12 protein-coding genes and 1 pseudogene are annotated in these 13,413 nt (G+C 54.2%); 7 read left to right on the forward strand and 6 right to left on the reverse strand.

Annotated features, from left to right (window positions below):
* Nucleotides 1-95 precede the first annotated feature (95 nt).
* The gene (locus KJI95_RS13610) at nucleotides 96-1,100 is read left to right on the forward strand and encodes a D-alanine--D-alanine ligase (RefSeq protein ID WP_214507750.1); all 1,005 of its coding nucleotides are present in this window, start codon (nucleotides 96-98) and stop codon (nucleotides 1,098-1,100) included.
* Nucleotides 1,101-1,289: 189 nt separating this feature from the next.
* Here the strand turns inward: KJI95_RS13610 and KJI95_RS13615 are convergent, their stop codons facing one another.
* From KJI95_RS13615 to dapA, 4 genes are all read right to left on the reverse strand, one after another.
* On the reverse strand, nucleotides 1,290-4,391 hold the full coding sequence (locus KJI95_RS13615; protein WP_214507751.1) for an efflux RND transporter permease subunit: 3,102 nt from the start codon (nucleotides 4,389-4,391) through the stop codon (nucleotides 1,290-1,292).
* Complete coding sequence (locus KJI95_RS13620; RefSeq protein WP_214507752.1) at nucleotides 4,388-5,473, reverse strand: efflux RND transporter periplasmic adaptor subunit; 1,086 nt, start codon at nucleotides 5,471-5,473, stop codon at nucleotides 4,388-4,390. The genes KJI95_RS13615 and KJI95_RS13620 overlap by 4 nt, the downstream gene beginning before the upstream one ends.
* Before the next feature lie 370 nt (nucleotides 5,474-5,843).
* Nucleotides 5,844-6,941 carry an NlpB/DapX family lipoprotein gene (gene bamC, locus KJI95_RS13625; protein ID WP_214507753.1) on the reverse strand — a complete coding sequence of 366 codons (1,098 nt, stop codon included), beginning with the start codon at nucleotides 6,939-6,941 and terminating at the stop codon, nucleotides 5,844-5,846.
* A 6-nt stretch (nucleotides 6,942-6,947) separates the two neighbouring features.
* Entirely contained in the window at nucleotides 6,948-7,829 is an 882-nt protein-coding gene (gene dapA / locus KJI95_RS13630; protein WP_214507754.1) for a 4-hydroxy-tetrahydrodipicolinate synthase, read from the reverse strand.
* A 172-nt stretch (nucleotides 7,830-8,001) separates the two neighbouring features.
* On the opposite strand from dapA, the gene KJI95_RS13635 reads away from it, so the two are divergent.
* From KJI95_RS13635 to KJI95_RS19695, 3 genes and pseudogenes are all read left to right on the forward strand, one after another.
* Nucleotides 8,002-8,529 carry a glycine cleavage system transcriptional repressor gene (locus tag KJI95_RS13635; RefSeq protein ID WP_214507755.1) on the forward strand — a complete coding sequence of 176 codons (528 nt, stop codon included), beginning with the start codon at nucleotides 8,002-8,004 and terminating at the stop codon, nucleotides 8,527-8,529.
* A 140-nt stretch (nucleotides 8,530-8,669) separates the two neighbouring features.
* Nucleotides 8,670-9,131, forward strand: coding sequence for a thioredoxin-dependent thiol peroxidase (bcp, locus tag KJI95_RS13640; RefSeq protein ID WP_214507756.1), 462 nt, complete (start codon nucleotides 8,670-8,672; stop codon nucleotides 9,129-9,131).
* 157 nt (nucleotides 9,132-9,288) lie between these two features.
* Nucleotides 9,289-9,405: pseudogene (locus KJI95_RS19695) on the forward strand (hypothetical protein); the annotation flags it as partial.
* Nucleotides 9,406-9,440: 35 nt separating this feature from the next.
* Here the strand turns inward: KJI95_RS19695 and KJI95_RS13650 are convergent.
* Nucleotides 9,441-10,550 (reverse strand): AI-2E family transporter, encoded by a 1,110-nt coding sequence (locus KJI95_RS13650; RefSeq protein ID WP_214507757.1) that lies wholly within the window; start codon nucleotides 10,548-10,550, stop codon nucleotides 9,441-9,443.
* A gap of 68 nt (nucleotides 10,551-10,618) precedes the next feature.
* Nucleotides 10,619-10,834 (reverse strand): sulfurtransferase TusA family protein, encoded by a 216-nt coding sequence (locus tag KJI95_RS13655; protein WP_214507758.1) that lies wholly within the window; start codon nucleotides 10,832-10,834, stop codon nucleotides 10,619-10,621.
* 112 nt (nucleotides 10,835-10,946) lie between these two features.
* Here KJI95_RS13655 and bepA point away from each other — a divergent pair, with 112 nt between their 5' ends.
* The 3 genes from bepA (at nucleotide 10,947) to KJI95_RS13670 (ending at nucleotide 13,264) form a co-directional block, all read left to right on the forward strand.
* Nucleotides 10,947-12,407: a beta-barrel assembly-enhancing protease gene (gene bepA, locus KJI95_RS13660; protein ID WP_214507918.1), complete on the forward strand. Its 1,461-nt coding sequence runs from the start codon at nucleotides 10,947-10,949 to the stop codon at nucleotides 12,405-12,407.
* 105 nt (nucleotides 12,408-12,512) lie between these two features.
* Nucleotides 12,513-12,863, forward strand: a complete 351-nt coding sequence (arsC, locus tag KJI95_RS13665; RefSeq protein ID WP_214507759.1) for an arsenate reductase (glutaredoxin) — start codon at nucleotides 12,513-12,515, stop codon at nucleotides 12,861-12,863.
* A gap of 8 nt (nucleotides 12,864-12,871) precedes the next feature.
* Complete coding sequence (locus KJI95_RS13670; RefSeq protein WP_214507760.1) at nucleotides 12,872-13,264, forward strand: DUF2069 domain-containing protein; 393 nt, start codon at nucleotides 12,872-12,874, stop codon at nucleotides 13,262-13,264.
* Nucleotides 13,265-13,413: the final 149 nt, after the last annotated feature.

The raw sequence follows: 13,413 nt of genomic DNA on the forward strand, positions 1-13,413 counted from the left end.
TGCGCCGCCCGCCGAGGCTCATTACACTGCTGTGCTTAACTTGCTTGCGCCGCCCGGGACAATTCCTTCCGCCGGGCCCGCCTTTTGGAGTGACGATGAAAAAATACAATCTGGTGCTGCTGTGCGGTGGTGGTGGCAGCGAGCACGACATTTCGCTGCTGTCTGCCAAATATTTTGAAGCCTGCCTTAAAGACCATCCAAGGTTCGATACCCTGTGGCTGGAGCTGACCGGCGAAGGCCTGTACCGCACCAAAAGCGGCGAGATTGTGGAGCTGACCAATAGCCGCGAAATCCGCTTTGGCGACGACAAAGCCAGTTGGCCTGTGGATTATGTTATCCCCTGTATCCATGGTTATCCCGGCGAAACCGGCGATATTCAGTCCTGGTTCAACCTTATCCGCCTGCCCTATTTTGGCTGTACCTCGGAAGCCTCAAGCAACTGCTTCAACAAAATCACCGCCAAGATGTGGTTCAGCGCCCTTGGGATCCCAAACACCCCGTATCTGTTCCTGGATGAAGCGTCAGATGACGCCATTCGCTCAGTCGAAGCGGCCTTTGACAACTGGGGCAGCGTGTTTATCAAGGCCGCGAGCCAGGGCTCATCCGTTGGCTGCTTCCCGGCCCATAAGCGGGAAGACATACCTGCACTGGTGAAAAAGGCTTTCGAGTACGCCCCTTACGTGGTGGTCGAAAAAACCATCAAGGCGCGGGAGCTTGAAGTGGCGGTATATCAGTACGATGGCGACATAGTAGCTACCCGTCCGGGCGAAATTGTCTGCGCCGCCAACACCTTCTACAGCTTTGAAGAAAAGTACGATACCAAGAGTAAGGCCATCACCCATGTCGAAGCGCCCAATGTGGACGAAGCGACTGTGGAAGCCATCCGCGCCTATGCCATCAAGGCATTCAAGGGCATGAAGCTTAGACACCTGTCGCGGATTGACTTCTTCCTTACCGAAGACAACGAAATTCTGCTGAATGAAATCAATACCTTCCCAGGTTTAACCCAGATTTCCATGTTCCCGAAAATGCTGGCAAACCACGGCCACGATTTCACCACCTATCTGGAAAAGGCGATTTTGGCAGAGCTCGAAGGCTAAGCTCTAAAGCTAAGGTCTAAAGCTAAGATCTTTCGCTCACACAAAACGTCTTTCGCTAAATAAAAAAGCCCAGCAATTGCCGGGCTTTTTTTTACCTTTTTATACCTTTAATTATAGCTTTAACCTTTGCCTGTAAATCAGTCGGCCAAACTCGCGTTGGCCGACTAACACAGGCTGCGGCGGCGCAGATCAGTGCTTTCTGCCGTTAAGCTGCTTCTCAAGCTCATGGGCCACCGCATCCGGCGAGCCGGAATGACGGGCAAAGAGCGCATAGGCGGTCGGAATAACCGTCAGGGTAAACACAGTTGCCAGCACAATACCGCCAAGCACCACTACACCAATCACGAAGCGGGTTTCGGCGCCTGCACCCTGAGCAATCACCAGCGGCACCGCACCTGCGGCTGTGGTAATACCCGTCATCAAAATAGGCCGTAACCGCTGGGTCGATGCCGTCAGCAGCGCGTCGGTGAACTCAAGCCCGCGATCACGCAGCTGGTTGGCAAATTCCACAATCAAAATGCCGTTTTTGGCGGCAAGACCAATCAGCATGATGATACCAATCTGACTGTAGATGTTGAGCGTCTGACCGGTAAACCACAGCCCAAGCAAGGCGCCGAGAGTCGCAAGCGGCACGGTCAGCATGATAACCATGGGGTGAACATAGCTTTCAAACTGCGCCGCCAGCACCAGGAATACCACCCCGAGGGCCAGCACAAACACAAAGTACATCGAGCTGCCGGACTCCTGATAGTCGAGGGACTGGCCTTTGTAACTTATCACGGCCTCGGCGGGCAGATCGGCCTTCACGATACCGTTCAGGTACTCGAGCGCCTCACTCAAACTGTAACCGTCAGCAAGGTTCGCCTCGATGGTAATGGCCCGCATCCGGTTGTAACGGTTAAGGCTCGTTGCATCGGCAAACTCTTCCACATGCACCAGGTTTGACAGTGGAATAAGCTCGCGGCTCCTGTCGGACCGTACATAGATGTTTTCCATGTCCTGGGCAGTATTTTGCTGGGCGCGATCGCCTTCGATAATGACGTCGTACTCCTCACCGTCACGCATGTAGGTGGTGACCAGACGAGAGCCAAGCATGGACTCAAGGGTACGGCCAATATGGGAAATGGATACCCCCAGATCGGCGGCGCGGTCGCGGTCAATCACAATCCTGAACTGCGGCTTGGTTTCCTTGTAGTCATGGTCGATGGCCAGCAGCTTGGGGTTTTCCGACGCCTTGGCGATAAGAATATCGCGCCAGCGCGCCAGCTCCTCGTAGCTTGGGCCACCAAGCACAAACTGCACCGGCTTGCCCACGCCGCGGCCAAAGCCCTGACGCATCACAGGAAACGCCTGCACGCCGGCAAGATCTGCAAGTCTGGCGCGGATATCATTCATAATTACAAAGGCGCTGCGACGTTGGCCCCAATCTTCCAGCACAATAATCGCCATGCCGTTGGAGAAATCCGCCGAGCGGCCAAATCCACGCGGAGCACGAATAAGCAAACGTTTGATATCGCCGCTGTCTACCAGGGGCATCAGGCGGTTTTCGATTTCATTCATGTACTTTTCGATGTACTCGTAGCTTGCGCCCTGCGGACCGTTGACCATCAGGAACATAGAACCACGATCTTCGGTCGGTGCGTATTCGCGCGGCACCTTGCCGGCCATCCACACGCTGACGCCAAGGGCTATCACCACCACAGCGCTCATGAGTGCAGGTCTGGCAATAGTGCGCTCAAGCAAACGGCGATAACCGTGCTCCAGCCGCTCCATACCCGCATCCACTTTTTTCACCAGCCACGAGCTTTCGCTGGTCGGCTTAAGCAGCTTAGAGCACATCATCGGGCTTAAAGTAAGTGCCACCACGCTTGAGAACATCACCGCCGCGCTCATGGTCACGGCAAACTCTTTAAAGAGCTTACCCAGATCCCCTTCAAGGAAAGTGATCGGCATAAACACCGCCACCAGCACCAAAGTCGTGGCAATAACCGCAAAGGCCACTTCGCGGGCACCAAGGAAAGCGGCGACCAGCGGGGTTTCGCCTTCTTCGATACGGCGGTGGATGTTTTCAAGCATCACAATCGCATCGTCCACCACCATACCGATGGCAAGGATCATCGCAAGCAGCGTCAAAAGGTTGATACTGTAGCCAAGCATGTAAAGCACGATAAAGGTGCCAAGCAGCGACACCGGCACTGTCAGCGCCGGAACCAACATGGCATGCACGCTGCCAAGGAACAGGTAAATCACCAAAATTACCAAAATCATGGCGATAAACAGGGTTTGGTACACCTCGTTAATGGAGGCTTCGATAAACACTGAGCTGTCGTAACTGCGCTTGATTTCCATGCCGGCCGGCAGGGTTGGGTTAAGCTTATCCACCAGCGCATTGACCGCGCGGGCCACTTCCAATGTGTTGGCGGTGGACTGCTTGGTAACGCCAAGACCGATCATCACTTCGCGGTTACCGCGGAACATGATGCGCTCTTCTTCCGATCCAATTTCGACTCGCGCCACATCGCCAAGTTTTACCAGATAGCCATCGTCACCTTCGGTCAGCACCAGATTGGAAAAATCTTCGGCGGTGCGAAAGCTTCGCTCAAGGCGCACGGTAAAGTGGCGGTCCTGCGACTCGATGGAGCCTGCAGGCAGCTCAACGTTTTCGGAGCGAAGTTTGGACTCGACATCCGCCACCGTAAGGCCACGTGCCGCCAGTGCCTGACGGTCAATCCAGACCCTTAGCGCATACACCTTGCCACCACCAAGGCGCAGCATGGCAACCCCGTCCATCGCGGAGAAGCGGTCAACCAAATAGCGGTTGGCGTAATCGGTCAGCTCCAGGGTGTTCATGCTGCTGGACACCAGGTTCAGCCACATGATCACATCATCGCCGCCGCTGGCTTTACGGATCTCCGGCGGATCGGCCTCTTCCGGCAGGTTATTGAGCATGCCGGAAATGCGGTCACGGATATCGTTGGCCGCCGCTTCGATGTCGCGGTTGATGTTAAATTCCAGCGTCACCGACGAGCGGCCGTCACTGGACGATGAGCTGATGTGGCGAATGCCTTCAACACCGCTGACGCGGTCTTCCACCAGCTGGGTAATGCGGCTTTCAACCACAGAGGCACTGGCGCCGCGATAGGTGGTATCAATCGACACCACAGGCGCATCGATGTGCGGGTATTCACGCAGCGGCAATTTATCAAAGGCCACCAGACCGAATGCTATCAGCAGCAAACTCACTACTGAGGCAAAGACCGGCCTTTTAACGGAAAGGTCAGTCAAAATCATGCGGCGCTCTCCCCTTCAGTCGCCACCGCTGCACTGAAACGCTCGTTCATTTCAGGTTTGACTTCATCGCCCGGGCGCACCTTGAGAATACCGTGCACCATGATGGCTTCGCCTTCGCTCAGGCCTTCAACCACTTCGGCCCAGCCGCGCTTACGAAGTCCTATCACCACTTCACGGCGTTCGACCTTATTGTCGCTGCCAACCAGATACACATAATGGCGGTTTTGCAGTGGAATAACCGCCGCTTCCGGGATCATCAAGGCCTCACGGCTGGTTTTGATCAGGCGGATTTTCATCAACATGCCGGGCAGCAGCTTGGCATCTTTGTTGGGAATTTCAGCCCGGACCATCACGGCGCGGGTGGCCGGATTTACGCGGCTGTCGATGGAAATAACTTTGCCCTTAAACACCTGGCCCTGATAGGCCACGGCTTCGGCTTCCACCATCTTGCCGGGGTTAAGCTGGGGGATAAAACGCTCAGGTACTGCAAAATCAAGTTTTACCACCGAGATATCATCCAGGGTGGTGATGGGGGTGCTTGGGGTAACCAGCGCCCCCGGGCTTACCTGACGCAGGCCCAGACGGCCGGCAAAAGGCGCCACCAGTGTGCGGTCGGCAAGCGCAGCCTGCGCCTGCTCAAGTTCAGCGCGGCTGGTGTCGATTTGCGTTTGCAGCCGGTCACGCTCGAGGGCGGCAACGGTTTTATTGGTTACCAGGGTGCGAATACGCTCAAGCTCACGCTCGGCGTCGCCGACTTTGACCTTGGCCACCTGCACCTTAGCACGATGCTCGCTGTCCTGCAGCTGCACCAGCACGGCACCTTTGGCGACCACATCGCCGTCGTCAAAATTCATTTTGGTGACAAGCTCCGTCACCTTGGCTGTGATGGTCAGTGACTCATTGGCGCGGGTAGTGCCAAGGGCCTCGACCTCATCACGTATGGTCTGCACGCCCGCTTTGGTCACGACCACATTGGGAATGGGCTTGACTCTTGGCCCAACAGCTGCGGATTTATCCAGCGAATACCAATACAAGACGCCTGCACCCCCTAAAAGGGCGAGGACTAGAACGATTTTTTTCATGTGACATCCGAACTTCAGGCTGTTTTATCGTTATCATCCGCCAACAGACGGACGCCGGGGGATCCGGTTACTGGCTAGTTTACCGACGCCCCCCACGGCTTCAACACGTTTTACTTTTCCTTACAAAATACGTTTTTACGACACATTTGGATCATTTGTACACCATACGGACTGCATGTGCGCATTTAGCGTATTTCACCGAATAACGTCCCATAACAGCGACAATACACTGCTAAAGTGACAAACCAAGGTCAGCACCCGCTTATGCTGAAAAGCACAATGCCGAAACGCCGGAAACAAAAAAGAGGCCCAAAGGCCTCTTTTAATTTGTGTCTATTGCTGACTCTATTTCTGATCTAGAAGCTTGCTATCAGCGAACCTTGCGGTCTTCTTTCATCAGATCCGACAGGGCGCGGTAAATGGCAGCAACCTGCTCATCTTCCAGCGGCAGATCTTCTTTATCGAGGATCTTAAGTTCGCTGGTGCCATTGCCGCCATCTGTGACCTTGAGCTTGTAGGTGCCCTTGTCCAAATCGAGCTTGGCATCGCCCCACAGGGAGCTCCAGAAACCTGAATCATCGTTGTAGTTCAGGAAGTAAAGGCCCTTGCTGCTGTCCATGTCGGCAATTTCAAAGCCCATTTCCGGCAGCACAATCCGCAGACGGTTCCACACCTGATTAAAGTCACCACGGGCAAGGAAGAAGGCATCTTTTTCGGCTTCGCCATCCACCAGCTCAACACCAATACCCAGGCTTTCACGCAGACGCTTGGCCTTGATAGCCTGCTCGCGTTTCACCGCCATGTAGGCGATTGAGCTGTTCAGCATATCGATGGTGTAGCGGCGCTTGTCTTCGTTGGTCAGCTGACGGTTCAAATCATCGCCGTCATAGTTTTCCTGATGCTCAAGCAGATTGATAATCACAGCACCGGTACGGCCGTGCGGACGCACTTCAACCTGAAACTGATAACGCTGCTTGAGGGTCAGCACCTTGTCAGCGCCCCACAGGCTTGTATCGAGCACTTCTTCGGTTTCAATCCAACCGGTTTCTATGCTGCCCTGGGCGTAATCTTCACGCAGGATCTCGACATTGCGACCGGCCAGGTATTCTTTCAGCAAGCCGTAAATTTCTTGCTTGAGATCCAGACTGTTGTCGAACGACTCTACAATCACCTTGATGTTGTCAGAGCCTTCTTCAACCCGGGTGCCTTCAGCCATTGGCAGCACCTGCAGCGGCGGGCGAATATCCAGCTCCTTGCCCACCATAGCCGAATTGGCCTTGGTGCCGATTGGCGGAATATCGTACTCACGATTGTAGTTAGGTGCCTTGAGCCCGGCGGGGATTTTCAGCTCGGCCTGGGATTCGGCATTCACGTATTCGTCTGAACCGCTTGCCTGACGACGTTCCATCGGCGAGCTGCAACCAGCCGCCAGTGCAACCAGTACAATCGGGGTAATTTGCTTTAACATCAAACCTTAGACCTCCAGTCCGGCTTTATTCATGGCTTCCAGCAGTAGACCATGGCAGGACTCGGAAAGTTCAGTCAATGGCAAACGAATGTAGCCTTCTTTAATGAGTCCCATGCGATGGGCAGCCCACTTCACAGGGATAGGGTTGGCTTCGCAAAAGAGCGTGCTGTAAAGGCCACGCATCGGCTCATCGGCCGCAAGGGAACCCTGCAGATCGCCGCCAAGCGCCAGTGCGCACATTTTCTTGAATTGTGCCGGAACTATGTTGTTGGCAACGGAAATGACCCCGTTACCACCGGCGAGCAGAAATTCCCGCGCAGTGGCGTCATCGCCGCTGTAGAGCAGAAAATCATTTCCGCACAGCTCACGCAGACGCGCTACCCGGCTGACATCGCCTGTGGCTTCCTTGATACCGATGATGTTGGCCACATCACACAGCTCAGCCACGGTTTCAGGCTTCATGTCGACCGCAGTGCGGCCCGGCACGTTGTACAGAATTTGCGGCACCTCGGTAGCAGCAGCCACCGCTTTATAGTGAGCAATCAAACCTTTGGGAGTAGGTTTGTTGTAGTAAGGCGTTACGCCCAGCATAGCGGCTACGCCGGTGCGGGACAGGGCTTCAGTCAGCTCAATCGCTTCGGAAGTGGCATTGGCACCATTACCGCCGATAATCGGAATACGCCCTTTGGCGAACTCCACCGTTGCCGCCACCACACTGATATGTTCTTTCATTGGCAGAGTGGCCGACTCGCCTGTGGTCCCCACGGCCACAATGGCATCGGTGCCATTGGCGATATGAAATTCGACCAAACTCTCAAGACTTGCAAAATCCACTGAGCCATCACTGTTCATGGGCGTGATTAAGGCTACGATGCTTCCGTTTATCATCTGACTTCCCCGAGGTTGCAGGATTCGCTATGGTACTGAGGCCTATGGCGATTGACAAGCCATTTACAGGGGTCTCAAAAGGATTTGTTTGTGGTAGCATTGGCGCGCGTCAAAACCGCTGCCGATGTGGTTAAAAAGACGCCATGACAACGACACAAAAAGAGGAACCTACATGACCAATTACCTGGTCGTCACCGCCATGGGATCCGATCGTCCCGGTATCGTCAGCAAAGTAGCCAGACTTGCCAGCGATTGCGATTGCGACATAGTTGACAGCCGCATGGCATTATTCGGCAATGAATTTACCCTGATCATGATGTTGTCCGGCTCCTGGGCCGCCATTACCAAACTCGAGAGCGCCCTGCCGCCGTTATCGGTGGAGATGGAGCTGCTGACCGTGATGAAGCGCACCTCGCGCCACACCCCGCAAAATTATGTCTCGCGCATCGAAGTCGACTTCCACGGCAAAGATCAGCGCGGCACCATGAAACGCATCACCCAGTTTCTGGCCGACCGCTCGCTGGATTTGGCCGCGGTGCGCTCCAATGCCGAAGAGAAAGATGGCGGCGAGCCTATCCAGCATGTGTATCTAGCTATCAATATTCCGGAAAAAGTTGATCTGGATAAGCTTGAGCAGAGTATCCGTGAACTGTCCGGCGAAATGTCTCTGGAATGCCATATCAAGCGCATGCAAAGCTGACACGCGCGTACAGCCGCAGACGGCAAGATGTTCAGGCTTGTTAGGCTGATTCAATCTGCAGGCTCGGTATATAGACATGGCCGTCTGACTTCGCCCAGTCAAACCGCAACAGTGCTCCGTTAAGGATGGAAGGAACAGTAATGAATACCTTGAAAGTTGGCGATAGCGCCCCACTCTTTACCCTCCCCAATCAACAGGGTGAGCAGGTTTCCCTCGCCGATGCGCTCAAATCCGGCCCCGTGCTGGTGTACTTTTATCCCAAGGCGCTGACTCCGGGCTGTACCGATCAGGCCTGTGGCCTTCGCGACAGCAAAGCTGCGCTCGATGCCAAGGGTGTGACAGTGTTTGGGATCAGCCCCGACCCTGTGGCCAAGCTTAAAAAGTTTGAAGAAAAGCACGGGCTTAATTTCCAGCTGCTGTCGGATGAAGACCATGCCGTTGCCGACGCCTTTGGTGTGTGGGGCGAAAAGAAGTTTATGGGTAAGGTGTATGACGGCATACATCGCCTGAGCTTTATCATAGGCACAGATGGCAAGGTGGCCGAGGTACTGACCAAGTTCAAGACCAAGACCCACCATGAAACTGTGCTTGAGCTGCTGTAACCCTGCTTGCGCTGCGGCTTGAACTTCAGTTGAACTCAAACTGAACTCAAACTGAGCTCAAACAAAAGAAGAAAAGGCCCGAACGGGCCTTTTTTATTACTGGGTTTAATGCTGGGTTTATTACTGCATCAGAAGCAGTGCATCTGAGACACTGCATCTGAGACGAGAGCGCAGCAGCGTTACTTATCGCGCAAAGCTCAGCTATCGCTTAACCCAGTCTCCGTTAACAAGAGCCCAGTTAACAAGAGCCCAGTTAACAAGAGCTCAGTTCACAGGAGCTCAGTTAATCAGCTTTCAGTTAACAAGAGCTCAGTTAATGGCGCCATCACTTAACGCTTTTTGCTCTGCGCCGCCCGGTGTTTCAGCGACCTCATTGCCTGGCCAGGCATTAATCACCGCCTTAACCAGGGATGCCAGCGGAATGGCAAAGAACACGCCCCAAAAACCCCACAGACCGCCAAACACCAGCACAGCCGCGATGATAATCACCGGATGCAAATCCACTGCGTCGGAGAACAAAATTGGCACCAGCACGTTGCCATCAAGCGCCTGAATGATGCCATAGCCAAGCATCAGGTAACCAAACTCTGCCGAAAAGCCCCATTGGAAGAAACCGACCAGTGCAATCGGCAAGGTGACCAGGGTCGCGCCAACATAGGGAATAAGCACCGAAAAGCCGGTCAATACCCCAAGCAGCGCTGAGTATCTCAGCCCCATAAAGGCAAAGAACACGTAACTCACGGCGCCGACAATCACAATTTCAATCACCTTGCCGCGAATGTAGTTAAAGATCTGCTGGTTCATCTCGCCCCACACTTTACGCGCCAACTGGCGATTGGTGGGGAAAAAGCGTTTGCTGCCGCGAATAAGCTCGTCTTTATCTTTCAAAAAGAAAAACACCAGCAGCGGCACCAGAATGGCGTACACCATCAGCACCAACAAAGAAGCCGAAAAGCCTAAAATCTGTTTGCCGATATCAAGAAGATGCTGAGTATCGAGCAGGCGCTTAAGCTCGGCTTCCATCGCCTTGACCTGATCGACACTGACAAACTGCGGGTATTGGCGGGTCAAATCTTCAAGGTACACCAGCCCTTTGTCGAGCATGGTCGGCAGCTCAGTCAGCAGCGCAACCGCCTGTTTCCAGATACTCGGGAGCAGGCCAAATATCATTAACAGCATCAGCCCGGCAAACAACACCAGCATCAGCGACGCGCCCGTGGTGCGGTTAATGCCGATGCGGCACATCTGCGCCACCGGCCATTCAAGCAAAAACGCCAGCACCAGCGCCACCAGCAGCGGAGCAAGCAAACCGCCACCAAAATAGATAAGTGCCCAGAGACTGGCGAGAATGAGCAGCAGGGTTACCGCTTGGGGATCGCTGAACTTTTCTTTGTACCAGCGGCTAACGACTTCGAGCATGGCCTCTCCCTGATGGAAAACACGAACATGAATGGCACAGATACCGGCTGAGCGGGAGCTATGCCCCTTCAGCGGCTGATCCTGAGCCTGAGAACCTTGGGCTCATCCTGAACTTTTTGAACCTGATATCCCTGTTTTTCAACAAAGGCGTGAACATCCCGCCGTGATGCGCTGTCTAACAAGGCAACTTCGAGGGTTTCGCCCACAGGCAATTTTTTGAGTGCCAGCTTAACCTGAACCAGGGGAACAGGACAGCGAAACGCCGTTAAATCGATAAAAATCATAATGAACTTGCCTAAGCCAAACCGGGGCTATTATCCTTGCTTGCACGCCAAAGCTCAAGCGACGCCCAAGCGGCATGGCATTAACACAGGAACTGATATCCTTTTGCGTAACATGACTCTTTCACGCCTGACCAAAACCCTTAAAGCAGCAGGACTTTCCATTCTTTTTACCCTGCCTGCCGCCCACAGTTTTGCCAATAATGACCTGCCAGATCTGGGCACAGCTGCGGTCAACACCTTCAGTCTCGAGAAGGAAATGATTTACGGCGATGCCTATATGCGGGTCATCCGCTCTTCGGCGCCGCTGTTAAACGACCCTGTACTCAGCCAGTATGTGACCGAGCTTGGCAATAAACTGGTGGCCAACGCCACCGGCGTTAAGACTCCGTTTTACTTCTTTTTGCTGCGTAACGATGAAATCAACGCCTTTGCGTTTTTCGGCGGCCACGTCGGGGTGCACACCGGGCTCTTTTTAAACGCCGATACCGAAAGTGAAATAGCCTCGGTGCTGGCGCACGAAGTGACCCACGTGACCCAGCGTCACCTCGCCCGCTCACTCGAAGCGCAGCAAAAGTCCGGCCCCGCCACCATGGCAGGCCTGCTTGGCGCAATTTTGCTGACCATCGCCGCGCCCCAGGCCGGTATGGCGGCGCTTGCGACCACCCAGGCGCTGGCAACTCAGTCCAAAATCAACTACACCCGCCAGCATGAAAAAGAAGCGGACCGCATCGGCATGCAAATTCTGGTGGACGCAGGCTTTGATCCCAATGGCGCGGCGGATTTCTTTGGCAAGATTGCCGGCCGTTACCGCTTTACTTCCAAGCCGCCGCAAATGCTCCTGACTCACCCGCTGCCGGAGTCGCGGATCAGCGAAGCGCGTAACCGCGCCGCCCAATACCCGCACAAATACATTGCCGACAGCCTGAACTTCCATCTTGCCAAGGCGCGTATCCAGGTCCGTTTTTCAAGCTACAGCGAAGAAGCGGCACTAGGGCTTTTTGACAAGCAGCTCGCCCGCCATGCTTACGCCTTTGAAAGCGCGGCACTTTACGGCAAAGCGCTGGCGCTGTTTCGCTTGAAGCGCTTCGATGAGGCAGAGTCCATCATCGACAAGCTGCTGACGCGGGATGATAACAACCTGTTTTACCTCGACACCAAGACCGACTTGCTTGCCGAGCGCAGAGATTACGACAGCGCAATAACGCTTTTGGAAGCCAAACGCAAACTCAAGCCTACCTCGCAGGTGATAAACGCAAACCTGGCCCACATCTATATCGAGGCCGGCAAGTCAGACAAAGCTATTCCGCTGCTTGAAGACATGATTTTCCTTGATAAGCAAAATCCACTGCCCTACCAGCTGATGACTGAGGCGTATCGCAAACAGGGCAACAAGGCGCTTGAGCACTTCGCCACCGCCGAAAGCATGGCCCTTGGTGCCGATTACAAGGGCGCTGTGGATCAGCTTAACTTTGCCTACCGCTTTACCAAGGATGATGCACTGCAACTGGCACGGATCGAGGCCCGCATCCGCCAGTTCAAAGATGCCGACAAGGCGCTGGAAGAGCTCAAGTAATCCGCCGCCGCAATGCCTATAAACTGAAATAGGCCCCGCACTGACGGGGCCGTTTTTTTTTGCTATCATCGGCGGCAAATTTTGACCCCAGTCACAGGTTACCCCATGACCCAAGCTGTCATTCTGCATAATCCCCGCTGCTCAAAGAGCCGCGAAACCCTCGCGCTGCTGACCGATAAAGGCGTTGATGTTAACGTGGTTGAATACCTTAAAGACACGCCGGACACAGCTGAAATCAAGCGCATTCTGTCGCTCCTTGGCATCAGCGCCCGTGAGCTGATGCGCACCAAGGAAGAGGAATACAAGGCCCTTGGCCTTGATAATCCATCGCTTGACGAAGATGCGCTCATCGCAGCCATGGTTGCGACCCCTAAGCTGATTGAGCGCCCGATAGTGCTTGCCAATGGCAAAGCCGCCATCGGTCGTCCACCGGTTAACGTACTTGAGATCCTCTGAGGTAGATTGTGCTTTCCAATACCGCGTTACTGCTTCAAATTAACCGCGCCGGTTACCTCGCGCTGCTGTTTGTGATGGGCTACTGGTTCCTGTTTGGACCAAACAGCCAGGAATACAGCCTGGTGTTTAACCTTTTGTGGCTGGTGCCGTTAATGCTGCCGCTGCCGGGGCTACTCAAGGGCAATCCTTACACCCACGCCTGGGCAAGCTTTGTGCTGTGTTTGTATCTGCTGCACGCACTGACGCTGGTGTATATTGCCGGCGACTGGCTCTGGTTTGCGCTGCTGGAGCTTGGGCTGCTAGCACTGCTTTCGGTCACCTTCCCGTTTTATGCCCGCCACCGCGGCCGTGAACTCGGCCTTGGACTTAAGAAAAAGTCCAAGGAGAAAGACGGCGAATAAGCCGTTTTGGGGTATAAAAAAGCGCGGCCAGGAGCCGCGCTTTTTTGTGAGCTAAATTCATCGAAATATCGCTTTAACTACTGAAAACAGAATTAACTCATTTTATTCAGTAACTTATATATCTATAATTTTCATTCGCTCGCGACAGC

Origin of the sequence: Shewanella jiangmenensis (genome assembly GCF_018596335.1) — a bacterium.
GTDB lineage: Bacteria > Pseudomonadota > Gammaproteobacteria > Enterobacterales > Shewanellaceae > Shewanella > Shewanella jiangmenensis.